General features: G+C 36.1%; 21 protein-coding genes and 2 pseudogenes. 4 read left to right on the top strand and 19 right to left on the bottom strand.

Annotation, left to right across the window (positions count from 1 at the left end):
• Positions 1–2: 2 nt before the first annotated feature.
• Together VXM77_RS09405 and VXM77_RS09410 are read right to left on the bottom strand one after the other, a co-directional pair.
• Positions 3–536 (bottom strand): hypothetical protein, encoded by a 534-nt coding sequence (locus VXM77_RS09405; RefSeq protein WP_161831239.1) that lies wholly within the window; start codon positions 534–536, stop codon positions 3–5.
• A gap of 18 nt (positions 537–554) precedes the next feature.
• Positions 555–1,598 (bottom strand): AAA family ATPase, encoded by a 1,044-nt coding sequence (locus VXM77_RS09410; protein WP_338506159.1) that lies wholly within the window; start codon positions 1,596–1,598, stop codon positions 555–557.
• Between the two features lie 213 nt (positions 1,599–1,811).
• Here VXM77_RS09410 and VXM77_RS09415 point away from each other — a divergent pair, with 213 nt between their 5' ends.
• Positions 1,812–3,443 carry a potassium/proton antiporter gene (locus tag VXM77_RS09415; protein ID WP_338506161.1) on the top strand — a complete coding sequence of 544 codons (1,632 nt, stop codon included), beginning with the start codon at positions 1,812–1,814 and terminating at the stop codon, positions 3,441–3,443.
• A 78-nt stretch (positions 3,444–3,521) separates the two neighbouring features.
• A complete protein-coding gene (bsh, locus tag VXM77_RS09420) occupies positions 3,522–4,511 on the top strand; it encodes a choloylglycine hydrolase (RefSeq protein WP_338506163.1) in 990 nt (329 codons plus the stop codon).
• A gap of 293 nt (positions 4,512–4,804) precedes the next feature.
• On the opposite strand, the gene VXM77_RS09425 is transcribed toward bsh, so the two are convergent.
• Positions 4,805–5,653, bottom strand: a complete 849-nt coding sequence (locus tag VXM77_RS09425) for a PAS domain-containing protein (protein WP_161832779.1) — start codon at positions 5,651–5,653, stop codon at positions 4,805–4,807.
• Positions 5,654–5,698: 45 nt separating this feature from the next.
• Positions 5,699–6,772: a PAS domain-containing protein gene (locus tag VXM77_RS09430; RefSeq protein WP_161832780.1), complete on the bottom strand. Its 1,074-nt coding sequence runs from the start codon at positions 6,770–6,772 to the stop codon at positions 5,699–5,701.
• Positions 6,773–6,960: 188 nt separating this feature from the next.
• Between VXM77_RS09430 and VXM77_RS09435 the strand changes: the two genes are divergently transcribed.
• On the top strand, positions 6,961–8,616 hold the full coding sequence (locus VXM77_RS09435) for a polysaccharide biosynthesis protein (RefSeq protein ID WP_161832781.1): 1,656 nt from the start codon (positions 6,961–6,963) through the stop codon (positions 8,614–8,616).
• A 109-nt stretch (positions 8,617–8,725) separates the two neighbouring features.
• Here VXM77_RS09435 and VXM77_RS09440 read toward each other — a convergent pair whose 3' ends face one another.
• From VXM77_RS09440 to VXM77_RS09465, 6 genes are all read right to left on the bottom strand, one after another.
• Positions 8,726–8,938 (bottom strand): hypothetical protein, encoded by a 213-nt coding sequence (locus tag VXM77_RS09440; protein ID WP_161832782.1) that lies wholly within the window; start codon positions 8,936–8,938, stop codon positions 8,726–8,728.
• Between the two features lie 228 nt (positions 8,939–9,166).
• Positions 9,167–10,270, bottom strand: coding sequence for a type II toxin-antitoxin system antitoxin SocA domain-containing protein (locus VXM77_RS09445; RefSeq protein WP_161832783.1), 1,104 nt, complete (start codon positions 10,268–10,270; stop codon positions 9,167–9,169).
• A 221-nt stretch (positions 10,271–10,491) separates the two neighbouring features.
• Positions 10,492–10,935, bottom strand: coding sequence for a hypothetical protein (locus tag VXM77_RS09450; protein WP_161832784.1), 444 nt, complete (start codon positions 10,933–10,935; stop codon positions 10,492–10,494).
• Positions 10,936–11,390: 455 nt separating this feature from the next.
• Positions 11,391–12,395 carry a nucleoid-associated protein gene (locus VXM77_RS09455; protein ID WP_161832785.1) on the bottom strand — a complete coding sequence of 335 codons (1,005 nt, stop codon included), beginning with the start codon at positions 12,393–12,395 and terminating at the stop codon, positions 11,391–11,393.
• Between the two features lie 734 nt (positions 12,396–13,129).
• The gene (locus VXM77_RS09460) at positions 13,130–13,693 is read right to left on the bottom strand and encodes a hypothetical protein (RefSeq protein WP_262951053.1); all 564 of its coding nucleotides are present in this window, start codon (positions 13,691–13,693) and stop codon (positions 13,130–13,132) included.
• A gap of 146 nt (positions 13,694–13,839) precedes the next feature.
• Entirely contained in the window at positions 13,840–15,561 is a 1,722-nt protein-coding gene (locus tag VXM77_RS09465; RefSeq protein ID WP_161832787.1) for a phospho-sugar mutase, read from the bottom strand.
• A 221-nt stretch (positions 15,562–15,782) separates the two neighbouring features.
• Here VXM77_RS09465 and VXM77_RS09470 point away from each other — a divergent pair, with 221 nt between their 5' ends.
• On the top strand, positions 15,783–16,010 hold the full coding sequence (locus tag VXM77_RS09470) for a DUF3892 domain-containing protein (protein ID WP_161832788.1): 228 nt from the start codon (positions 15,783–15,785) through the stop codon (positions 16,008–16,010).
• 147 nt (positions 16,011–16,157) lie between these two features.
• On the opposite strand, the pseudogene tnpA reads toward VXM77_RS09470, so the two are convergent.
• From tnpA to VXM77_RS09515, 9 genes and pseudogenes are all read right to left on the bottom strand, one after another.
• Positions 16,158–16,600 (bottom strand): annotated as a pseudogene (tnpA, locus tag VXM77_RS09475) (IS200/IS605 family transposase).
• Positions 16,601–16,763: 163 nt separating this feature from the next.
• A complete protein-coding gene (locus VXM77_RS09480) occupies positions 16,764–17,030 on the bottom strand; it encodes a hypothetical protein (RefSeq protein WP_262953784.1) in 267 nt (88 codons plus the stop codon).
• A gap of 107 nt (positions 17,031–17,137) precedes the next feature.
• Positions 17,138–18,022, bottom strand: a complete 885-nt coding sequence (locus VXM77_RS09485; protein WP_262953785.1) for a GIY-YIG nuclease family protein — start codon at positions 18,020–18,022, stop codon at positions 17,138–17,140.
• A gap of 1,147 nt (positions 18,023–19,169) precedes the next feature.
• Positions 19,170–19,904 (bottom strand): Fic family protein, encoded by a 735-nt coding sequence (locus VXM77_RS09490; protein ID WP_161832805.1) that lies wholly within the window; start codon positions 19,902–19,904, stop codon positions 19,170–19,172.
• Positions 19,905–20,392: 488 nt separating this feature from the next.
• Positions 20,393–21,823, bottom strand: coding sequence for a glycoside hydrolase family 32 protein (locus tag VXM77_RS09495; protein ID WP_338506166.1), 1,431 nt, complete (start codon positions 21,821–21,823; stop codon positions 20,393–20,395).
• Positions 21,824–21,841: 18 nt separating this feature from the next.
• Positions 21,842–22,810: a carbohydrate kinase gene (locus VXM77_RS09500; RefSeq protein ID WP_161832803.1), complete on the bottom strand. Its 969-nt coding sequence runs from the start codon at positions 22,808–22,810 to the stop codon at positions 21,842–21,844.
• A gap of 199 nt (positions 22,811–23,009) precedes the next feature.
• The gene (locus VXM77_RS09505; RefSeq protein ID WP_255421501.1) at positions 23,010–24,053 is read right to left on the bottom strand and encodes a PTS transporter subunit EIIC; all 1,044 of its coding nucleotides are present in this window, start codon (positions 24,051–24,053) and stop codon (positions 23,010–23,012) included.
• Positions 24,054–24,245: pseudogene (locus VXM77_RS09510) on the bottom strand (glucose PTS transporter subunit EIIB); the annotation flags it as partial.
• Positions 24,246–24,260: 15 nt separating this feature from the next.
• Positions 24,261–24,383 carry a PTS transporter subunit EIIB gene (locus VXM77_RS09515; RefSeq protein ID WP_237658991.1) on the bottom strand — a complete coding sequence of 41 codons (123 nt, stop codon included), beginning with the start codon at positions 24,381–24,383 and terminating at the stop codon, positions 24,261–24,263.
• Between the last annotated feature and the right edge of the window lie 156 nt (positions 24,384–24,539).

Consider the following 24,539-nt stretch of genomic DNA (forward strand, 5'->3'; position numbering starts at 1 on the left):
GATTAGATGGCGCTATCGTAAATATCATTCATCGCTTGATTTTCACTAACGGTCCATAAAATATCAAGTAAATTCTTTTTTTGGTCCGCCTTGGTGCGTCCCTTTAATTTAGCATTGAATAAGGCCATCCCTAAAAAGGCAAGATGATTGGTTGTTAGCTCCTTATCGGATAGCTGACTTATGTACGAACAACGTTCATGACTCGGTAAATCTAAAATGGCTTTTAATCCGTTATTTTCTGGTAAAGATAAATAAATCGTTAATGATTCTCGTTGAGATTCATCAATCCCCCCATGATAAACCTCTTTAAAATAAAGTTGCCCTAAACGAATCGCCTGATTTTTTGGTGAAAGCGTCGGATCTTTTTTCTTCTGACCTTCCACAAGTTTTTGTTCAAAAGCTGAGATCTCTAATTGGCGATAGTTTTTTAATACTGCCGTAAACTCTTTAATTCCCTCTAATTCTTCCCCACCGACGAGCTGAGTAATCTTTTCATAGGTTGTGAGAACGCCGATAATATCTTTAATTTTTGCCACTAAACTCCCTCCAATTTCTTATAAATAATCTGTTACTTTGCGGGTAGATTTGTTTTTTTCAATGTGAAGTCGGTCCAACACCTCAAACACTAAATTCCCGTACATTTGATTAGGTTTAACTTTCGTCATCACCTCTGGTTTAACGAAGCAACACTCCCCATCCCCGGTTAAACGAGAAATTTTCACCTGATTTTCAATGACTGATTCAAATAGCATGCGTGGAAATTTAAGATCAACCTGTGTTCTTAACGTTTTCGTGTCTGTCCCTGCTTTCTTTAATGTCTCGACAATCCCAAGCATTTTAGGAACTCCTGGCTTTAAATACGCTAAATAGGATGAATCCGGTGCCAAACGAATGATCGTCTCATACGCCCGACAAAACTCTAAAATTTCCTTTTTCTCCACGATATTTCTAATATGCGTCACCCCTTGTAATCCCATATTATCCATAATCGTTGGAATTAAATAATAGTCCGACACAAATAAAGCATTTTGGGTCACATAGTTATTCGTTGGCGGACAATCAAAAATAATGAAATCATATTGTTCATCCAGTTTAGATTGCTTAAAAAACTTCGCTAAAATACTAAGGCGCATTAACTGGCTATTGGAACTATCTCCGTAACTTCGTCGAATATCTCCATCAATATCTTCAAGCCCTGTTATCGCACCTTGTCTTGCACTCACAAGCATCGTGGCGGGAATGAAATCAAATCCCTTCAGATGAAGCCGTTCTGTTTTATAAAAATCTCTTTTAATGAGCCGCTCTAAGTCAATTGGCATCTCAAAATCTAAAATATCTTGATTCAAAGCCGTGCGGAACACGTGATTAATACATTCATCTTCTTGAAGATGACTAAATTTATACTTATCCTCATTCCCATACGTCCTCGAGTAGGCCTTCATGCAAATCGTACTTAATGAACATTGTGGATCTAAATCAATTAGTAACACAGAATGCCCATTTAAAAAATTTAGTCCCGCTGCAAGGTTAAAAGAGGTCACCGTCTTTCCAACTCCACCTTTATAATTGATAACTGAGATAATTTTTGCTTTTTTCACACCTTCCCCCTCCTCAATAGTATCAGTATATTAAGGATCCCCTTTATTCATGTATCCCTAATCATAGAAAACAAAAGATCTCTTCCCCCATCCGCTCTTAATATCTAATCTGATTCCCCCTACTAAAAAAATAAATCGCGAAATAGCATATCCTTACATAAAATGAAGAGATACGACCTTTAACTTAGACTTAAAAAGGAAAGGTGGGATTATATGGAGATTTCTCTCTTAATTTGTGTCATTATTTTAATTTCTTGTATTTTTCTAAGTAAGGTTACTCATAAACTCGGACTTCCCTCACTTCTTTTTTTTATTCTTCTTGGAATGATTGTTGGAACAGACGGACTTTTTAAAATCTCCTTTAATAACTATTATTTAACTGAACAACTTTGCACCATCGCCCTTATTTTTATTATTTTTTACGGAGGATTTGGAACGAGTTGGAAAGTGGCACGTCCCGTGATGAAACCAGCTATTCTATTATCTACATTAGGAGTTTTATTAACGACCTTTTTGACGGGACTCTTTTGTTATTTCTTTTTACACATGAAATTAATTGAAAGTTTTTTAATGGGGGCCGTCATCGGCTCAACCGATGCTGCCTCTGTTTTTTCTATCCTCCGTTCAAAAAAACTAAACTTAAAAGAGGGAACGGCTTCTATCCTAGAATTAGAGAGTGGAAGTAATGATCCGATGGCCTATATGCTAACAATGATTTTAATTGGGTTAATGAATCAAACAGCCGTTATCAGCGACGTTCCCTTTCTTTTAATGAATCAATTAGGGGTCGGAACTTTATTCGGCATCTTAATTGGCGTACTCGGCACCCAAATTTTAAAACGAGTCAATTTTATGATTGATGGATTTGAGACTATTTTTGCCCTATCCCTCGCTCTTCTATCGTATACGTTACCCACCCTTTTAGGGGGAAATGGCTATCTTGCAACCTATCTTTGTGGCATCATTATTGGGAATAGCACCATTCCTAATAAAGTCATTCTCGTCAATTTCTTTGACGGTCTCACAGGTCTTGCCCAAATTCTAATTTTCTTCCTACTCGGTTTACTTGCCTTTCCTTCAAAAATTCCCTCTATTTTTCTACCCGCCATCCTCATCTTTTTATGGCTGACGCTATGCGCTCGCCCTTTAACCGTCTTTCTTTTAATGTTGCCCTTTAAGGCTTCTTGGCAGCAAAAAGTCCTCTTGTCCTGGTCTGGTCTACGAGGGGCTACCTCCATCGTTTTCGCTATCCTAACTTTTCTTGAAGGACAGCCACTCACCTACGATATTTTCCACATTAGCTTTTGTATCTGTCTCCTATCCGTTGCCCTACAAGGCACGTTACTACCAACCATCGCCAAAAAACTATCCATGATTGACCGCCATGCTAACGTCTTTAAAACCTTTACTGATTATCAAGAAGAAACACACCTTCCTTTATTAAAGGTCACCATTACTCCCCAACACCCTTGGGCGAATCGGCTCATTCGCAATTTAAAAATCACAGACACACTTATCTTAATGATTCGACGAGAAGATCAGACGCTAATTCCTAATGGAGATACACAAATATTAGCTGGAGACCAACTCGTTGTGAGTGGCACTTACTTTCAAGAATACATGGACCTTCCACTAACCGAAGTTCAGGTTGATAAATCCCATCCCTGGTTTCATAAACAGATAAAAGACCTTGAACTGCCTAACAAAACACTTGTCATTCTCATTAAGCGACAAGATGGAACGAATATCACCCCTAAAGGGGATACACTCATTGAACAAGGCGATATCCTCGTTCTAACTTTTCAAAAAATTCATGAAGGGATTATCTCTTGTATGCAAAATTAATGATTAACCTAGGGGTATAAAACTCCCCATCTCACAAATCTTAATAAGGTTATTATATATCTTAAGGAGGAAAATAAAATGTGCACAGGATTATGCCTATCCACAAAGGATGGAAAACATTTCTTTGGACGAAACCTTGATGTTCCCGCTTCTTACAACCAATCCGTTCAAATTGTTCCTAAAAACTTTAAATGGCTAAACGTAGCGACCCAAGAAACTGTCACTGCTAAATATGCCTGTATTGCGATGGGCATTGTCATGGATAATCACCCGCTGCTCTTTGATGGGGTAAATGAAAAAGGACTAGCGGGGGGAGGGTTAAATTTCACACAATTCGCGAAGTTCTCTCCAACGGCTGTAAAAGATAAAAATTCATTATCTGCTTCTGATTTTGTCTATTGGGTGCTTAGTACGTTCTCATCTTTAAGCGAGTTAAAAGAAGCCTTGCCTTCTGTTATCTTAACAAGTATCCCCTTTAAACCCGATTTACCCGTTGCAGGGTTACACTGGATTTTTACGGATAAAACAGGCGAAAGTATCGTGATTGAATATATGGAAGATGGGATGCACGTCCACGATAATCCGGTCGGTGTCTTAACCAATGATCCAACGTTTGATTGGCAATTAACAAACTTAAGTCAATACGTCACCCTTTGTCGTGAAACACCTCAACCGAAAAAAATGGGAAGCAAAGTCTTTAAACCATTCGGGCATGGACTTGGAATGTGTGGGATTCCAGGTGACGGTTCTCCGGCTGCTCGATTTGTTCGTACTGTCTTTTTCCGTGATGCTGTCGTAGAGGCTGATGATGAATTAAGTGGAGTCACTGCCTTCTTTAACGTCCTATCAGAAGTAACCGTGATGAAAGGATCTGAAATTGACCCCGATGGATCCATGAACTTTACCGTTTATAAATCAGCCATGTGTCAAGAATCTCAAACTTATTACTACACAGATTACTATAACCGTCGAATCAACGCGGTTAAATTAACACCTGATACAATGAATGCTGACCACATTACAACGTTCCCTTACCTAGGAAAACAAGATATTTGTTATCAAAATTAACGCAAAAAAAACATCATCTCGTTTATGAGATGATGTTTTTTTTGAAAAATTGGTTCATGCCATTACTTGTGCCTATTGGGTAAGGGAAACTTCTTGGCCGAATCCTGATCTACTTTTGTGGCAATTGTCGACAATTTTAAATCCGTTGGGAAGTTTTGTTTTGAAATATCAGCCTCAATGGATTGTCTAAATTGTTCTAAATCACCTTTTATTTTATCTAATAGCCCAATAAATCCAATTCCTTCTAAATAGAAAAATAAAATTTCTTGATACTCTTTAACAAAATACGAGACTTACCCCAAACATTGATGAGCATATTCAACCCCTTTATGCCTTGCTACTTCACCTAAATTATCAAGTAAAATTCCAATCGCATAATATTCTGTATCCTTCGGGACCGCATTTAATACCTTTAATAAAGCCTTCCGATTTTGAAGCATGGTGATAACATCACATTCTGCCTCTTGCTTCCCGATAATTTCTTCTGTTACATCTTTGACGATCCCAAATATACCATCGCCCACTTTTTTCTTGAAAATTTGATAATAAGCACCCTCAATGTATTCGACCTCTAAATACTCTCCCTCACTATGAGCTTCTTCATCTCCACGAATACATTGATAGTAAACAATAGGAGAAATAATTTTTCTATTGAAGAGATCCTCATCTGTCAACCCGATCAGTTCATCTTGATGGGTCAGATGAAATGATTTGACATAGGCAAGGTTAGCGTAGCGATAAATATTTTGTTGATCTTTATAAAAGATCATCTTTGTTGGAATTCTATCAATCATATAATCAAATAATTTCATTTTTAATGAATCGGCGTTTTCTTGTAATATTTCCACGATAATCGATGACTCATTTGAAATGAAATGGAGTGTAAAACATTGACCATTTCTGCGTTCAATACTCAACTTCTGATTTTCACCACACTGAACACGTGTTAATAACGGTTGAAAGGCGTCGGGTTGACATTTAAAACCTTCTTTTTCCAAAAGGGCGAATAAATCCGTTGATATCGCTAAATCAACATCATTTAAAAGTTCTCTGGCTTGCTTGTTTAAAGCTTGTATTTTACCACTTAAATCAATGAGGATCATAGGGGTTGAGAGATGTTCAAATAGGTGGTTGGTGGTCATCGTGTAATCTCCTTACTATCAAATATTACATCCTAACTATACGAGTTAATGTTTTTTTATAAATTGAAAAAACTCAGGATCTGATTGAGTTGATTTCAACATCACTGATATTTCTAATTGAGATGGGACATGTTGTTGATGAAGTTTCTCCATAAAGTGATGATAAAAGTGATCTGGATTTTTAGGCATTTTATCAAATAATCCTATAAAACCAATCCCCTCAACATAAAAGAATAAAAGTTCTGAGTATTCCCTTACAAAATGGGACACTTGTTGAATACACTGGCGGGAATAAGTAATTCCTTTACTTTTACTTATTTGACCCAAATTTTCAAGATAAATCACGATAAAATGATGCTCTTTTTCTTTTGATAGCGACTTTATCACTTTTGCGAGTGATTGTTCATTTTGTAAGCCCGTGACTAGATCCCTCTCTGTTTCTTGACGAAGGCGAATATCTTCAGTAATATCACGCGAGATACAAAATACCCCGTCATTTATTCGACGTTTAACCGCCTGGTAATACCGATCACCACAAACTTCAATTCCAGAAAAGCATCCGTTTTTCAACGCCTCTTCATCACTTTGTTGACATTGATATTGAAGGACAGGAGATAAAACCCCCATATTCACGAGGTCTACATCACTACTCGATAAAATTTCTCGAGGTGAAAGATTATAGTAATCCGTATACGCCTTATTCACATACTCATACGTTAAATCTTTCCCCTTATAAAAAATCATATCCTCAGAATCTTCAACGACAAACTTAAAAATATCACGCCAACGACTTAATTGCGTATTAACTCCGAACTCGACTAAAACAGCCCCCTCTAATGGAATGGTATTAACCGTAGCGAACTGTCCATTTCTATCCTTTAATGTTAACTCTTTTCTTTGTTGTGTGTGAAACGTAATGGCAATTAATTTCGTTAGATGTTCGCGATCCGCCGAAAAACCGAAGTGACCAATAATCTCATCGAAAGTTAATTGACTAAAATCATGAATCGTCGGTAAAAGTCGCTTTGCCTCCCGATTTAGATAGTCACACCTTCCGTCAGGAGAGACAACGAGCAACGCGTGCGATAAAAATTCATAAAGTTGATAGGGATTGACCATTACTATTCCTCCTTTTCTAATGGATTAAAGACTGGGATTTTATTTCCCCATTCCAAATCTCCTGTTCACTTGAGTTCCCCTCTAAAAAAATTCTTTTTTAGTATTTTATACTCTCCCGTTTATACTTGGTAAAAATCGTCATAATAATTTTAGGATTAAGATTCATTCACGGAGGGAGAGAAGCAAGAATGAACCAACGTTTTCTTAAAGGAGCAATGATTCTAAGCCTTAGTATGTTTCTCACTAAAATTCTTGGAATTATTTATGTGATCCCATTTAAGGCACTTGTAGGCAGTCAAGGACAAACCCTTTATAGTTATGCCTATACGATTTACAGTCTTTTTATTAGCTTATCGACACTTGGCATTCCTGTTGGAATGGCAAAGTTTGTTTCTAAATATCAAGCCCAACATGAATATGACACCGCTAGACGAGCTTTTAAATACAGTGTCATTGGAATGATTATCTTCGGTTTTCTAGGATTTCTAGCTATGTATCACCTAGCCCCGATTTACGTTCATCACATTTTAAACAATGCCGCCTCCCTTTTAAAAACAAAGGCAGAGCAAGAGGCGCTCCTTAACGATGGACCAGACATTATACATATGATTCAGGTTTGTAGTATCGCATTAACTGTCATTCCCGTTATGTCTATTATCCGCGGCTTCTTCCAAGGAAATAGAAACATGGCACCGACTTCTATTTCACAACTTGTTGAGCAGATCGTAAGAATACTTATCATCCTCGGGGGATCCTTCTTTATTATTAAAGTCCAACATCATAGTTACCAAGAAGCAGTCTCTATCTCTGTATTCGCCGCTTTTTTAGCTGGGATTGCTTCTTTAATCGTACTCTTATATTTTTGGTATCGGGAGGTCCCAGGTTATGATCAAAAGCTCGCCGAATGTCCGCCTCATCCCAAACGGAAACCTAGTAGACTATTCATCGAGATTTTAGGATGTTCGATTCCCTTTGCTCTACTCGGGTTAGCGACCTCACTTTATCAAAATATTGATACCCTACACTTCCACCAGCTATTAACTAAATCTGGTTTAGCCGTCAAAACTCAAAAAGTCTATTATGGAATGTATATAACCGAACTCGCAAAAATGATTATGATTCCCGTTTCTTTTGCATTGGCCTTTGGCCAACCTCTTGTACCTGAGCTCACAAACTATCATCAACAAAAAAAGAATCGGGCGGTTGAACGAACCATCCGCTTAGCACTTCGGCTCACCTTAGTCATTACACTTCCCGCCGTAATTGGAATTAGCCTTCTTGCAGATGATGTTTATCTTCTTCTTTATCCTTCAACAAAATCAATTAATCAACTCGGTGGAAACCTTTTTGCTATCGGTGCGTGGCTCGGAATTTTTTATGCACTTTACAGCATTATTTGCTCTATTTTACAAGGATTAAACCTTCAACGAAAAGGAATCTATTACTTAGTATTTTCCCTCATCATTAAATATATTAGTAATTTCCTCTTCGTTCCCTTATTCGGAATAAACGGCTTTATTTACTCTACCATCCTAGCTTATCTGAGTTGGATTATTTTAAGCCTCCTTCAAATTAAGAAGCATTCCCTTCTTCAATTTAATCAAATACTTTGCGACTGCTTTCCCATTTTATGCTCAAGTTTAGTCATGGGAATTGCCGTTTCCTATTTGAAGCACCTTCTAAAGACACTGTCACTCGGCCAAAAAATTCAAGCGCTGATTGAATTAGGGAGCTGTGCATTACTAGGAGCAATTATCTACTTTGCAACTTATTATCTTTTCATGCTTTTAAGTAAAACAGTTCGTAAAAATATAAAAAGCAATAAAACGAAGGTAGCTCGTTAAAGATAAAGGGCATAAAAAAAGGATGAAATCGATAGTCGACAGAAAATCATCCTTATATATAGCTTATCCCGATTATCATTAAATTGTACCTTACGGTGTGCGTCACTAGTTAAGCAGACTTGCTCTCTTGTAAGGTTGACTCAATCCAATGGTAAGCCGATTGAAAATTATCTGTTGTCATTGTTTTTATTTTGAAATTATAAAAAATTCCAGCAATCCACTGATTTGATCGCTGCTCTAACGTAGCGACCTGTACGCCCTCGTCGTACAACTTATAGCCTGTAATTGCTTGATTTGTCATTTCATAAACTTGGAGGACCATAAATCTCACTACTTTCCCTTAATTTTAAGTGATATCATTATAACATAAAGCCGTACATAAAATAATATCTTTTGTCATATTTTAGCCTATTTTTAACGAAAATTATAAAATTTAAACGCTTTTATAGGCGGATTTGTACATTATAAACACTTTATCATCACCTTTTGTCGTCTTTTGTCGCTCAGGTTCAAGCTTTTCTCCTTATCGCGCTTTATTTCGACATAATCGCTATAAAATTCGACTAAATAGTGACGTTGAATAATCAATAATATCCGTCATACTCAACATATTATACTTTTTGTAAACATCCATAAAGTACTTCTCAATCGATGATTTTTCAATCACGCGCCCCTCTACCTGAACCGACATCATGCCAGATCGGGCATCTCGCCACGGTTTCTCACAGTGAGTCATTCGTTCAAGTGATTTTCCACTATAACAACCAAAGTATCGCATAATTAAGTCAATAAAAAATTGTTCCTTATCATCTAACGAACAACTATTTTTCATTAATGGATGATCATAAGAATCCTTTAGTTGATAATAAATATTAGGATAAACAGGCCCCTGAGCCCATGCCTCACAATCATCCTCAAATAAATGATACCCATAAAACACCTTGAAAAAGGCTTGCGCATAATAAAGTATTTTTTGAAGAGCATGCGGAGTCACATCCTCACTGACACCTAGGATATATTGCACGACATGATAAATTTTATCTTGTGCTTTATCCCCCTGTTGTTGATCGTTATCCTCCAACATCGGTACTATTGAAGAGGAATCTTCCCAAAACGATTCCGTCTCTTGAACTGAATCATCCATACTCACTGTTGGCGTAACATCTTCATCTATTAGTTGCTCATCGGTAGTCGTTAAATCGGTGATTTTTTTTAAACATTTCTCATAGGCCTTACGAGTAATTTTTTCCTGATTCTGATTTAATATCTGGGCAAATGCCGATGGCTTCTCGTTAATTAACTTAAGCGTATCCAAATACTCTTTTTTGGGAGCCATTCCTTTTAAATAGCGAGTAATCGTCAACTCGCCCCAATCTAATATTAAAGACAATGGGCGTTTACCAATATTATAGCGTTCCATAATTGACGTAATAATGTCGATGGCTTCTCGCGAAACTAGCTCTTGATAACTCTTTTTTGACTGTTCCTTATTCTCATCATGAATCTGCTCAACAAAAACGGGTTGCGCGCATCTTTCACAGATGGCGCTCTTTTTTTTATAGTTGACATCATAACCCTTTATAATTGTTTTCCCTATTTCCTCAACAACCCGATATCCCACCTCACATTGACATTTCATACAAAACACACTCATAACTCAATCTCCTCTAAAAAAACACGATCATAACTTGATGAATTGTGCGTTAAAATGATACATTTTTAATTAACAAATGTTATGGTTTTATTATACAAAAATGATACACTTTTCTCAATAAAATGTATCATTTTTATTTTAAATTTTGCTAAAAAATGCGTATCACACCATAAAAGTGCGGTCATCTCCTTATGAAATCTCCGCACTTTTATCTATTCCCTTTAATAAATAAAACATACCACAGCGAGTGCAAATATTATATAACCGTCTAAAACAATGCCTACCAATCGTTTTAAGTATAATAACAACCACGTCCTATATTTAAAATCAACCAACTTTGGAAACGAAACCATGACGAATAAAGGCTCTAGCACCGTGCACACTATAGCAACGATGCTCATCCACATAAACCAAGCGTAATCTATCAGTGCCATCCCAAGTAGGATTGCACCCAATTGCACCAGCGTACCTCTCACTAATGCTTTATAATAATTCACCTGACACCCATAGCGCTTTCGATTCTGATCATTTACATAATTAGCATAAAGAGCATACTTTTCATCAGCTAAAAATCTGATTCTGATTTGCCTGATGACAAACACTGCCATCATTAAATAATACCCGATTAACAAAACACGCAAAATAACTTCTAGCACCATCTCCACATCTAAGACCTCTTCTCTTTAGATTCCCCCCTCTTATATTTATACGCCAAATTTTCTAAAAAGTGAGCTCTACCTCCCGTTCTATGACAAGATTCGCCTTATATAATCCCCCCACTCTCCCCTTCACCACACAATAATTAATCTCCCCCCTCTGAGATAAAACTAATCGCCCCCTCAATAGCAAGTCGCTAAATTAAAAATTGGGATCGGCTACACCACCCCCTCAGAACTTCCAACATGCAACTTTTTACCCTTCTTAAAAAAATAACTCTCCCCTGCCCTGTTCATGAAATGATACATTTTTCGATAAAATGTTACACTTTATTCTGTTTTATTCGACAAAAAGATACATTAATTTTTAAAATTTGTTGAAAAAGCTTAGGGGAACATCCCCTATGTGATACAACGATCAACCTTTTAATCATAAAAAAAAGAAGGCTACGGCCTTCTTTTTCCTATTTGTTTTCAATATTCCCAATGTTTTTTATTTGAATGGCTAGACGTCCATCTGGCATATTTAATACCTCAATATAATCTTTATTATTATAATAATCCAGCGGGATAGTGATTTCAATTCCTGTATCAGTTTTTAATTTCTGTGTCTTCTTAAGCGGCATCTTTACCCAATTTGTATTTTGAACTGGTTTTTCAATCCCTTGATTTTCTATTTCTGCAACATAGGCCATTTTAGCCTCGGGAGCCTGATAAAAGACCTCCTCGGCAATCTCCTTCATATCAATATCTTTTCCTTCATTAATCGTTTCCTTAATCACCCGTTCAAAAGCCGGTACCATTTCAAGTTTATCTAATTCATGATGTTCAATAACCTCTGCTGCCACATGTCGGGCCTTTTTAACTGCTTCTTTAACTGAAATTTCCGTTTTACACTCCAAGATTTTATCAGCATAAAGGTGCGTATCATCGTCTTCCGTTGACGTCATCCCCTCAAGAATAGTCAACGTCATTTTATCTAAATCAATCATAAAAAAGTTAGCACTTTTTAAACTTGCAATCGGTATAATAGACTGATGAACCAATAGATTATTTTGAATTCCCGTCTCACTTTGATTCACATGATGAACCATCCCCTCTTTACACGTTAACTCAAGTCCAACAACATACTCTACCTCGGCCATTTCAATCTCACATAAAAATAAATCGCTCGCCGTTAAAATCTCATAACGCTCCTTAAAATCATAGCGCTTTGCCGCCACATGATTCGCAAATTCAAGAAATGGAATCGTACGATTACGGTACTCTAAAAATAACTGTCGCACCTCACTATCCTCACGAAAAACAGCCGGACGTCCCGCCGCATTTTTGACACACTTTTCAATATTCTTTTCCAAAAAATGATACGCCCCATCCACCGTCTCATCTAATGGACGATCCGTCGGCATAAACATCTGATGAACATTATCCAGTAAAAATAAATAACAACTCTTCACATTAACAGCCATCTCAAAACCTCCTTAATCATTAAACAAACGATATCTTCTAAACGAATAATTAACGTTTCCGTTCAAACGTATAACTAGTCGCTATTCAATTCATCCCGATGATGTCCAATACATGGCACCTTCTCTTTCACCCGTTCACCTACACATTCGAAGAATTTGCTACCCCCAAGAATGACAATCCGTTGCAAATGAAAGATTCCTCCTCATCCCCGATTTTTTAACTCCGAGCCTCCCACTTGTTCGAACTGACAATCAACGAGTTGATTAAATGATCACCTTGACTCCATTCAAAAAGAGGTCCCTGCCTCGTTGAATAAGGTAGCACCCTCAGGCGCATCCAATCACTTTATGGGCATCTTTCCTCCAAACAATGTGATGTAGCATGTACAACTAATGGTCTCATTCCGTGTCACCTATACACCACATAACGATTGTAACCCATTCTATCGTCTCTATATGCGCCCATAAGTATATCAATCACGAAAACGTAATCGTTCCTTCGAAGGTGAAATCCATTTCGCCTTGTAGAAAAAGGGCATTGTTCCAAAACCCTTCATATTCGTGTAGGAAACAACTTCTCACACTCATTAACACGTATTTGTGCCCCTTGTCACGAAAAAAACCTGGCGTGTGGAATATCGTTTAACTTTATCGCATAACTACAAGTATACAACACATGAAGACTAAAATTAAATCAAAATTTGACGTTTATCTGCTAAAAGAAAAAGCAGGGGCTATTTCCCCTGCTTTTTCGCCTGTTGACAGGCCTCACAATCACACGGACGGAGGCTATAAACATATTCGTATCCTGTTAATGTCGATGGAATCTTAACACAGACCTCGTCTTGGATCACCCCATCAACTTGCTTTGTATTTACAAACGACATACGTTCCCAAAAACCTATGGCTCTTCGAACAGAACGCAACCGAATCATATCTAACTCTTTTAGCGATGTCGAACAATCTAACAGGTGTTCAAACACCTTCCTTCCAAATCCACACCCCATCGGCAATGTCATAAACTTATTAATCTTCATATAAGCTATCTGACGCAATTCACTCATCTTATTAGGATAATATAATTCTAATTGAAATAACCAATTCCATGGCCCACTTGAATAGTGATACTTTACCTCATAGCCGTATCGTTTTCGATTAATAATTAATACCACGTCGCTACACAACAACTGATCCAATCCTTGTTTCCATTTTAAACAAAATGCTGCTACCTCTTCCGTCACTAACTTAATTAAATCTGTCTTATTTTCGACATTACGATGGTCTACTGTCACATTCATAACAGCCCTCCCCTCGTATGTAGTCCTTTCATTATATGCACAAAAATTAACTGATGTGCTAAATTCCTTATCATAAAAAAAACTTCTATGATAAATGTATCATAGAAGTTTTTAAGTCAGTGTGTGCGACAATTAATTAAAATAAATTAAGCAATAATTTCATTTACACGCGCTAATACGTCTTCTTTAATTTTAGCGACTTGAGCATCAGCTTTCTCTAATACATCTGAAATAACACCGATGTATACCTTTGCCTTTGGCTCAGTTCCAGATGGACGTAATACAAACCAAGAACCGTCTGCTAACGTGTATTTTAAAACATTTGACTTCGGTAAATCAATCACCGATGTTGAATCATTTGTTAAGTCTGTATGAACGCTTTCTTTGTAATCCTCAACAGACACGACTTCTTTTCCTGCAACTGTTACTGGTGTAAACTCGCGGAAATCAGATAAAATGGCTTGAATTTTATCTGCCCCTTCTTTTCCTTTTAACGTAATATTGACTAACGCTTCGCGGTAGAAACCATATGTTTCATATAACTCCATTAATACGTCATATAACGTTTTTCCGTGTTCTTTATAATAAGCAGCTGCCTCTGCACACATTAATACAGATTGAACAGAATCCTTATCGCGAACGAAGTCACCGATTAAATATCCATAAGACTCCTCATACCCGAAAACATACTCATAATCCGTATTTTCGATTAAACGCGCTTGCTCTCCGATAAACTTGAATCCAGTTAACGTTGACACCACATCAAATCCATACGAACGAGCAATTGTTGCCCCCATATCAGATGTTACAATCGTATTGAACACTTTCCCTTTCGCTGGTAATGTTCCGTGTGCTTTCTTTTGAGATAAAATATAATGAATTAAAATAGCACCTGTTTGATTTCCAGTTAATAAAACATATTCCCCTTCTGGATTTTTAACAGCTAAACCTACTCGGTCTGCATCCGGATCAGTTGCAATTAAAATATCGGCATCAATCTCTTTTCCTAATGCAATTGACATTTCAAATGCAGATGCCTCCTCAGGATTTGGCGATTTAACAGTTGTAAAGTTTGGATCCGCCACACATTGCTCTTCAACAACATGTAATTGCTCATATCCACACTCCGTTAACACGCGACGTACTGGAATATTCGCTGTTCCATGTAATGGTGAGAACACAATTTTTAAATCCTTTTTGTTGCAATCTGGATTAATCTCTAATGCTTTTACACGTTCTGTATAAACATCATCAATCTCTGATCCAATGATTTGAATCAATCCAGCCTCTTTTAATTCTTCCTCCGATTTAACAGAGATGTTGAATACATCCTCAATCGAATCAACAAGTTCAATCACTTGGTCAGCTTCCGCAGGAACTAATTGGCACCCTGTTTCATCATAAATTTTGTATCCATTATATTCAGGTGGATTATGTGATGCAGTGACAACAATTCCACCCGCTGCATTTAAATAACGAACGGCAAATGATAACTCAGGTGTTGGACGTAATGATTCAAAAACATACGCTTTAATTCCGTGAGTTGCCATTACTTTCGCTGATTCCATTGCAAATTCTGGTGAGAAATGACGGCAATCATACGCAATTACAATTCCGCGCTCTTTAGCATTTTCAACATTTTTTAATAAATATTGAGCAAATCCTTCATTTGCTTTACGAATTGTATAAACATTCATGCGATTTGTTCCTGGACCAACAACTCCTCGCATTCCCCCAGTACCGAACTCTAAGTTACGATAAAATGCATCTTCTTTTTCTGTTTCATTCATATTTTCTAATTGCTCTTTTAAATATGATTCTAACCCCTCTTGCTCTAACCATTGTTGGTACTTTGTTTCAAACGACATATAATACCCTCCATATCTCAATAAATCTAATTCCTATTATATCACACTAGAAAACTAAAAATAACAATTGCTTATCAAAAAATACTGACAAAAGGATAATCTATCCGACACCGGTTACCTATTTCATTTTTTTCTTGATTATTTGTTAAAACTTAATTTAACTCTCTGATTTATTTTAGACATATCGGGTACACTATCTAATGAAAAGGAGGCTGTTAACAATGGAAAAAGAAACATTCGTTGCCGTTCGTCACAATAGTGATGGCGATCTTATCGCCTTTAAATCGAATACCGGAAAAGAATATGACTATGAAACAGCTAAAGAACTTTGCGCCAAAGGGCTCATCGCCAATGCCCAAACCTTTAAAGGGAAAGGCGGAGGAACCTATATTCGCGGAATTGTCGATGGTGATAAAGGAAATAATCTTTCAAATTTACCAACATTCTAACAAAAACTACCCGTCAACCGAGTAGTTTTCTCCAGGGCTATACGCCCTGATTACCGGCTAGCGTCCTGGGGCGTTAGCTTTCACTTTGTTTGGGCTAATTGCCATTGCCACCTTTGCTCACCCCTAAAGGAGGGCTCGTTCTACTGGCTACCCCTTAAAGAGGGCTTCATATTCTTTTACACTTAATTTATCCATCACAATATCATGCTGTTCCTAATCCCGAATATATTTCCTTATCGTTGCCTCATTTAGGCCAACCATATTTACGTAATATCCTTCTGCCCAAAAATGCCGATTTCCAAATTTGCATGTTTATCAAACACCATCAGCACACTCTTTCCTTTCAAATATCCCATAAAACTGGATACACTCATTTTAGGTGGAATACTTACTAACATATGTACATGATCTGGCATTAAATGCCCTTCAATAATTTCAACTCCTTTATAGGCACAAAGTTGTTTTAAAATATCTCTTATACTTGTTTTATATTGATTATATATTATTTTTCGTCTATACTTAGGAGTAAACACAATATGGTATTTGCACATCCATTTTGTGTGCGATAAACTATTTGTTTGATTCGCCATAAAAATCACCTTCTCTTCTAAAATAGTAGCTTGAACAACTCTATTATAGAAAAAAGGTGATTTTTTTATGGGGGCAAAAGCCTCTATTGCTGGCCAGGGCCAAAGGCCCTCTGAACGGTTTCCCTTTTGTATCAGTTTTACACACTGATCCTAAAAGAATCTCTTATTTTTTCTTCAAATTCTTTTGTCCGGTAAACGGATCATATTCTTCAAATAAACTTAACTGATCTGCTACGTAGTCCCCTCTTAATTGTTCACGTATATTGTTGAATCTTCTCCCTACTGTATTTACATAATACCCTCGACACCAAAACTTTCTATTTCCATATCTATATTTTCCATAGATTATCTTCCTTCTGTCTTCTGGGGCAAACAAGATATGATATCTACCATCCCATGTCGGATGCGCTAAACTATTATTATCCTTCATGGATAAACCTCACTAAAAAATTTAAATAACCATCCGCATAGCAGGTGGTTTTCGTTTATATAAAAAAATTCTATCCACTTAATATTCAAGTGGATAGAATTTTTTTACTAGTACTCCCGTAGTTTTTCTAAGCATTCTCCCGCTTCATTTTTCCATTCTTTCCATCCATTTGTTGCCCCAAGATAAATAAGATCCGATGCACCAGATGGACTGTTAAAGACATGAGTTTCTTTGAATTCATACTGTCCATTGATTTGTTCAATAATTCCTTGTTTTTGTAATTTTTTAAGGTAATTTGCAGCACTTAAGCTTTTAAAGGTATTAGCTGCCTTTTCAATTGGCGCTGTCTTCGAACCCTTTAAGACAACAAACTTTTTACCTTCACCTAATAAATACCCTTTAGCAGATGCTTGTTTTTGTGTTATATAAAACAATTCTAATTCATCTAGTTGTTGCTTAAGCTCATTAATTTGTGCTTGGGTCCTTGACACAGCTTCTTCAATATCAATCTTTTTGAACGGAAAAAAATTGAATGCTCCCCCCAAAATAAATTCAATTGTTTTTAAGATATCCAATAGCTCAGTTTTTCGAATCGCATGAACATGACTTTCTTTTGGTATACTCGCATTAATTAACTGATAACGTCCCGCTTCTTTAATCGTTTGATAAATCTTAGATTCTAAAAACTTCACATCTGCTTTATTTAAATGTTGTGTATTACTAACAAAGAAAAAGGCACAATCCCAAAAACGTTTTTGTTTGTGATGATCCCATAAGCGTGTTGAGGCCCCCTCAGTTTCACCTACATAAATTAATTCCCTCTGTTCATCATCTGTTCCGATTAATAAATAAACGGCTACTTCATCACTTGAAAAACTTGAAACTTTCTTTCTAGGAACATACTCGCAACGAATATCACGATTAGATACATATACTGTTTTCTTTCCATCTATTTCTCCATCATTTAACAAAATCTGCAAAGCAATACTCATCTATTTTCACTCCCTTAACACCTTTAAAATTTTATGACTCAATGTTGCTAACCGTAAATATTTCGTTTAATATAGTTACCTCAATGCACGGAAAAAAACTTAACACTGCATTACTAAAAATTATATTAGTACATGACTCACCTATTTAATCTAAATAATAATTTAAACAAAGTACTTCCTTTTATTGATATAATAAAATTTTTTTATAAGACTAAAGTCAAATACCTTGATATGATGAATTCACCTTATAAACTTAAGGGTATAGATATGGCTGAAATTCATTATTTTCTAAGGTAATCTCAAAAAGAGAATATAGTAACAAATAATACTAACGTATTATTTAAACGGTGAAATTTTCTCAATACTTAAAAGGGACCATTATTATGCCTGATGCTGTTGTTAAACAAGAAAATTCTAAAATCGTGGTTAAAACAAAACTTCGATTTAGTTTGCCTTTACAACATTTATAGATATTGGTAAGAAATTCAAAGAAGTTCTTAATCCTTATGAAGTGGCCATGATTGATCTCATTAATGACTTTGAAGCATTCTATTGTGACACTAATTTAGTTCCATATCATGAAAGTTTGATGCAATCACCTTTAAATATAATCTATACTACACACCTCATACACGTAATTACCGATTACACAAATATATCAGTCTATATGGAGCAAAAGAAGCTGCGAGGAATTGATGAAAGTAGTTGTATCATTGTGGTCTATTTTAATCATGATTCACAGGAACTTGATTTCATTAATACCTTACGGGGGCATCTAACACCATAACCAAAAAAATATAATTGATATTATCAAAGAAGCTTTAGAAACTGAAAAAAAGACTTAGGCAGTGATCTTCACCGATTCTTTTTACTAAAACAATTTACCCTGTGTGAATTTCCAAAAACACTAAAGATACTCCACAAGGAACTCGCTATTTTGATATAACCCAATTCCTCGAAATCTTCACCAATGAAACGTCAATTAACAAAATCTCCCTACAATTAAATCAAGCTACATGGAATTAAAAAGAAGCTAATCACTATTTATGGCTAGCTTCTTTCCTTATGATTCACTAGAATGATCATTATATTAGATTTACGATTCTAATCATTCGATTTAACGCTTTATGATATTCAACTGGGCTTTTTATCCAATTAAATATAAATAAGTATCAAAGCTTCTATCTACTGCTTTTGCAATAAATTCAACAAAATCATCCGTATTACCGGTCGTACTCGCTTTTTCTAATGCACTCATATAATCTACACGATCACTATTTCTAATAATGGTTAGTGGATATCCATTCCTTAGCAAGATTAAATTCATTAATAAGCGTGCACTTCTTCCATTACCATCTAAAAAAGGATGGATATAAACATATTTAAAATGAAATAATGCTGCTAATTTTACAGGATGCATAGTTTCTTTGTTTTCATGATACCAATCCAATAATTCCTTCATTTTATCTTCTACAAGAAAATATTCTGGTGGTCGATGCATACTACCACTGATTAATACGTTTGCTTTCCGATAAACACCAGCATTTGAATTATCAATGCTCTTTAAAATGATGTGATGAAGATCCCGAATAACTCTTTCTGATAAATCAAACTCTTTACTAACCACATCTTGTACATAATCAATAGCTTCTTTATGATTTAAAACTTCAAGATGTTCTCTTAAACTTTTACCACCACCTATTGTTAGACCGTCTTCTAAGATTACTTTTGTTTCAGTAATCGTTAATGTATTTCCTTCAATAGCATTTGAATTATAGGTAAATTCAACATCAAAATATTTCTTTAAATTCATTAGAACTTCTCTACTTAAAGGACGCTTACTATCTAACAATTGTTTCTTTTCACCTAATAACGTAACCATAAATACTCTCCTCTCTTTATAAATTCATTTATTTTATTGTAGATTGTTAAAATCGTTTATTTCAATGATCTAATATCTCTTTCTAACCTTAATCACTTTAAATAGCAATACTAAGACTATTATAGCATAAGTGTAACTATGCATTCATCATATAAAGGTCTAGTCACTATCGTATTCGATTTATATCTGGACTTGGATACTAATCGGAAAGCCCATACCCTACTGTCGGAGGATATCTAAGAGTTCATTTCATTCACAGATCTGGCAATGGAGGAGACCGGTATGTCAATTTGAAAGTGGTCGGGAAACCTTTTCTATTTTAGACATAAGGAGTTTTTTTCTTCTAATACCTCGCTAAAGGCATTAAAGAACCACCCGCATAGCAGGTGGTTTTCGTTTATATAAAAAAGAATGAAGCTATTTCTTTTAATAGCTTCATTCCTCTCCAATAATCGAGATAAAATTACCCTTTTAAGGGATTATACATTTTATAACGTCCATTTAGTTAACGTTACTTCTCCCGTTCCCATCAATTCTAACGTTTGATCTACACCTTTGTTATAAATACGTGAGGTAAACACATCTTCCCCCCCATTCAAATACACTTCTAAAATTGAATGATCAGAGTAAATGTGGAGGTTTGAAATGGATTCAATTTTAACTGAACGCTCATCGCGCCCATAACCACTCTCTCCTAAAGTTAACGTAAAGATCCCTTCTTTCCACGCTAACCTACAATCTTCACGAAATGCCAGTTCAAAAGATGTCGTCTCCTTAAAGGCTAAATCCAGTTCATACGTATTAGTGTCAAATAATTCAAAGATTCTTTTTTCACCTAATGGAACGTTGGGAATGACCGTCTCGTCTTTGCGCATCGCTTTTAACTCTTCAACAGGGAATTGATAAAGTTTTTCCCCCTTTAAGACCAGTTGTCGTGGCAATGTTAAACAATGTTGCCACCCTATTTCTACTGTCGGATTACGATGTTCAATCGCATCCGGGACACCAGCCCATCCATACATTATGACACGACCATCATGGTTTTTAAATGTTTGGGGAGCATAAAAATCAAAACCACGATCTAATTCGTCAAATTTACCTAATGATAATTGTTGCTTTGATTCATTAAATGACCCAATCGCATAACCACTTTGATAAACATTATGATACTTTAACCCTTTAGCCTCCATTCCCTGTGGTGAGAACATAAAGACATCTTTACCATCTAATTTAAACATATCTGGGCACTCCCACATATATCCCATCTCATCTAATCCGCCAGCCGGTACACTAACAAGTTCCCACTCCGTTAAATTTAATGATTTATATAAAAGGACATACCCTTTATCATCAATTGAACGTGCCCCTAAAACCATGTAGAAAATGCCATTTTCCTCCCATACTTTAGGGTCACGGACATGCAATCCCATATTTTGAGGATAATCTTGGTTCGTTAATAAAACCTGCTTTTCTGTAAAGTTAAATCCATCTGTTGATTTAACCATAATGACATTTTGCTCCCGTCCTGTTAAAACGTAATCATGGTCTCCTTTGTATTTAACGTTTCCTGTATAAAATAAATACATTTCATCGTTATAAACAAGCGCTGATCCTGAATAAACACCGTCGATATCTTCTGAAATATCTGGGAATAATGCTATCTCATGTTCAGTCCAATTTACCATATCTGGGGATGTATAATGTCCCCAAAACTTTAATCCGCCTTTAGCGTCTAATGGTGAATACTGATAAAACACATGATATAATCCCTTAAAATAACATAACCCATTTGGATCGTTAATCCACCCAATAGGGGCCATCAGATGAAATTTATTACGCCATTTATCTTGATTAATATGCGGTAATTTTCTTTCTTTTTCTAAAGTAATTTGGTTCACAAACTGTTGTTTTGTCATCATCCTCTATTCCTCCTAAACCTATCGACTCATCATTTCAATAACGGCTTCTTTTGTAGGCAACGCGGCAATAGCCCCCTTTTTAGACACTGTTAATGCGGCAGTGGCTGCACTAAATGTCATCATGTCCATCACCTTCTCCTCATCAAGTTGGATGAATGCCTCTAGCGTATCAACCGTTTGGGCAACCTGGTATAAGAATGATCCGATATATGAATCCCCAGCTCCTGTTGTATCCTCAACTTTTACTCTAAATGACGGAACATGAATCGTACGGCCCTTGGTGATAAACTCTGATCCATTCGTTCCTTTTGTATAAATGACAACCTCTACATTTCCAACAAATAAAGATTTTAATGCTTCTTCTTCATCTTTAATTGAAGTAATAAATTCTAATTCCTCATCACTCACTTTAACAATGTGGGCTAAAGGTAAGAACTCTAAAATAGCCTGTCGGCACTCTTGAGGTGATTCCCATAAGGGAAGACGAACATTTGGATCAAAACTAATGATCCCATTATGTTTTATGGCATATTCAATCGCCTTTTTATGAGCCTGCTTAATCGGTGCATCAATTAAACTAACAGAACAAAAGTGTAGGATTGCTCCATTCATAAAGTCTTCTTCACAAATTTCTTCTTCACCTAATAACATATCCGCACTCGGATGACGATAAAATGAAAAATCACGCTCACCATCTTCTTTTAGAGAGACAAATGCTAGTGCTGTATTCGCCTGATTCGTTCGACTAACACGCGAAACATCGACCCCTAATGGCATAACCTCTTCTAAAATTGCATCCCCAAAGCCATCGACTCCTAACTTTGTTAACATTTGAGCCTTTCCACCCAATTTGGCAACGGCTGCTGCAACATTTAATGGGGCGCCACCAGGAACACGTAAAAATCCCTCTACATCTTTAAGGGCTACTCCTTTTTGTTGTGGAATAAAATCAATAAGTGCTTCTCCAATTGAAATAACTTTTTTCACCATACGACTCTCCTTTTTACTTGCAATTAAATTTACAATCGGCTTTATACTTGAAAATTTCTAACTTCAAAATCTATTCTTTACTACATTTTTTCAATACGTCATGCTATAAAAATGTTTGTATCATAAACTTTATCCCGTATAAGCAAAAATGAATAATAAAGCTTCACTCCATTACCCATTTTCGCTTTCCGTTTAACTAATCTTCTTTAATTCCAAGAATCCATGTTGCAATGAATGCCCCTATAACTGCAACTCCCATTGCAATTAAATAATTCATTGTTGTTCCCGTTTTAGCGATGGATAAAGCTGGAAGACTAGTTACACCAACCGCCGTAAATACAACCTTAGAAAATACAATATACGCTCCACCTAAAGCACCTCCAATAGCAGCACCAATGAATGGACGACCATACTTCATATTCACTCCAAAAATAGCTGCCTCCGTAACACCGAAAAAACAACTAATTGCAGATGGTAAGGCGATGGCTTTTGTTTTAGCATTTTTAGTTAAAAAATAGACAGCTAATGCCGCTCCACCTTGTGCAACGTTTGCCATTGACCAAATTGGCAATAATGAATTAAACCCCGTATTCCCAATTAACTCTAACTCAACTGCATGGAAACTATGATGGATTCCTGTAATAACAATTGATGAATACGAACCACCTAGTAATAATCCCGCAAAAATTCCAAAATTATTTAACGCATAAGTGAAAAATGTAGAAATGGCTGATCCTACTGTATTAGCAAGCGGACCAATAACAACAAGTGCTAAGAACCCTGTTAATAATACAGTAATTAACGGTGTAACTAAAATATCTAACATCTTTGGAACGATTTTACGTGTGTACTTCTCGATATATGACATAACAAAAATCACAATTAAAATAGGTAAAACAGTTCCCTGATACCCTAATAAAGGCATATCAATTAACCCTAATACATTAACTGTTTCATAACCAGTTCCTGATGTCCATGCATTTTGTAAAGCAGGGTGAATCATAATTCCCCCAATTGTTGCCGCTAAATATGGGTTACATTTGAATTGTTTTGCCGCAGAAATAGCGATTAAAATCGGTAAGAAGTTAAAAGCCGCCGATGAAAACATATCTAATAACATAAACCACCATTCTTCTTTTAAGTGGCTTAATCCAATTTTATCGACAACACCTAAAATTCCCATTAGTAACCCGGCAGCGACAATCGCAGGAATAATTGGAACGAATATATTTGATAACATTCGACAAAATCGTTGAAATGGGTTTAATTTTTCCATTGCCGCATCTTTCACATCAGCCGTGCTCATCTCCTGAATTCCAGCTTGGGCCGCTAATTCCGCATAAACACGGTTTACCGTTCCCTGTCCAATGATAATCTGGAACTGTCCTGCCGTAGAAAATACCCCTTTCACAATATCCATTTTTTCAATCTCAGATTTATTTACTTTTTATTCATCCTTTAAAACTAAACGTAAACGCGTCGCACAATGCGCAGCACTTGCTAAATTATCCTTTCCACCAACTGCCTCTAGAATTGTTTTAGCTACTTCACCATAATTCGCACTTGCCATAAGACTGACTCCTCCTATCTAACTATTCCCTCTATGAAGTCTACCTTTTTATAATAGAAACCTCCATAGAACCTCATATATGATGCAAATAATTGCTTTTCATTATACAGGTATTATTTCCTATGAATATTTAATCACCTTTATTAACTGTTAACC

It is taken from the genome of Turicibacter sp. KK003 (assembly GCF_037014675.1).
GTDB classification, from domain to species: domain Bacteria; phylum Bacillota_I; class Bacilli_A; order MOL361; family Turicibacteraceae; genus Turicibacter; species Turicibacter faecis.

Excerpts from the sequence above, each read along its gene's own strand:
- VXM77_RS09495 (WP_338506166.1), bottom strand. The coding sequence starts at position 21,823 with ATGATGACAAAACAACAGTTTGTGAACCAAATTACTTTAGAAAAAGAA.
- VXM77_RS09445 (WP_161832783.1), bottom strand. The coding sequence starts at position 10,270 with ATGAGTGTGTTTTGTATGAAATGTCAATGTGAGGTGGGATATCGGGTT.
- VXM77_RS09485 (WP_262953785.1), bottom strand. The coding sequence starts at position 18,022 with ATGAGTATTGCTTTGCAGATTTTGTTAAATGATGGAGAAATAGATGGA.
- VXM77_RS09440 (WP_161832782.1), bottom strand. The coding sequence starts at position 8,938 with ATGGTCCTCCAAGTTTATGAAATGACAAATCAAGCAATTACAGGCTAT.
- VXM77_RS09430 (WP_161832780.1), bottom strand. The coding sequence starts at position 6,772 with ATGGTCAATCCCTATCAACTTTATGAATTTTTATCGCACGCGTTGCTC.
- VXM77_RS09505 (WP_255421501.1), bottom strand. The coding sequence starts at position 24,053 with ATGTTATCAAATATATTCGTTCCAATTATTCCTGCGATTGTCGCTGCC.
- VXM77_RS09470 (WP_161832788.1), top strand. The coding sequence starts at position 15,783 with ATGGAAAAAGAAACATTCGTTGCCGTTCGTCACAATAGTGATGGCGAT.
- VXM77_RS09490 (WP_161832805.1), bottom strand. The coding sequence starts at position 19,904 with ATGGTTACGTTATTAGGTGAAAAGAAACAATTGTTAGATAGTAAGCGT.
- VXM77_RS09515 (WP_237658991.1), bottom strand. The coding sequence starts at position 24,383 with ATGGCAAGTGCGAATTATGGTGAAGTAGCTAAAACAATTCTAGAGGCA.
- VXM77_RS09480 (WP_262953784.1), bottom strand. The coding sequence starts at position 17,030 with ATGAAGGATAATAATAGTTTAGCGCATCCGACATGGGATGGTAGATAT.
- VXM77_RS09465 (WP_161832787.1), bottom strand. The coding sequence starts at position 15,561 with ATGTCGTTTGAAACAAAGTACCAACAATGGTTAGAGCAAGAGGGGTTA.
- VXM77_RS09415 (WP_338506161.1), top strand. The coding sequence starts at position 1,812 with ATGGAGATTTCTCTCTTAATTTGTGTCATTATTTTAATTTCTTGTATT.
- VXM77_RS09425 (WP_161832779.1), bottom strand. The coding sequence starts at position 5,653 with ATGACCACCAACCACCTATTTGAACATCTCTCAACCCCTATGATCCTC.
- VXM77_RS09455 (WP_161832785.1), bottom strand. The coding sequence starts at position 12,395 with ATGGCTGTTAATGTGAAGAGTTGTTATTTATTTTTACTGGATAATGTT.
- VXM77_RS09435 (WP_161832781.1), top strand. The coding sequence starts at position 6,961 with ATGAACCAACGTTTTCTTAAAGGAGCAATGATTCTAAGCCTTAGTATG.
- bsh (WP_338506163.1), top strand. The coding sequence starts at position 3,522 with ATGTGCACAGGATTATGCCTATCCACAAAGGATGGAAAACATTTCTTT.
- VXM77_RS09460 (WP_262951053.1), bottom strand. The coding sequence starts at position 13,693 with ATGAATGTGACAGTAGACCATCGTAATGTCGAAAATAAGACAGATTTA.